This window comes from Pontitalea aquivivens (assembly GCF_046507575.1).
GTDB classification, from domain to species: domain Bacteria; phylum Pseudomonadota; class Alphaproteobacteria; order Rhodobacterales; family Rhodobacteraceae; genus Pontitalea; species Pontitalea aquivivens.
In genome coordinates this window covers 1-293 of the sequence record NZ_JBKFEY010000144.1, presented here as the reverse complement: position 1 = coordinate 293, position 293 = coordinate 1, and the positions used below count along the sequence as shown (strand labels likewise).

Here is a 293-nt window from a genome sequence, read left to right as displayed (position 1 = left end):
GGACCACGGAACTGCTCGCAACCCTTTCACCCTCGCCGCTGCGCGGCCTCGCGATTGAGGCCATGACGCTCTACGGCAAGGCGTGGGATTACGATACGGCCTGCGACACAGGCGACGAACGGAATGTCGCGCGGTTCTTCGAGGTGATCGATCAGATCCAGGAGACGCAGGCCACGACCGCGCAGGAAGCGGCCGCGAAGGCCATTGTTGTCACACTACTCTACGAGTGCGATTTTCCGGGCGACGCGCAATGCCTGTCGGCCGGGCTGATCTCGGATCTGGCGGGAGCGAAT

The 293-nt window shown here is 63.5% G+C and carries 1 protein-coding gene; it reads left to right on the top strand.

The annotated features are described in order from the left end of the window. Positions 1-293 (top strand): hypothetical protein (locus ACK8OU_RS20570; RefSeq protein WP_410305181.1); only part of this gene is annotated, 293 nt, incomplete at both ends.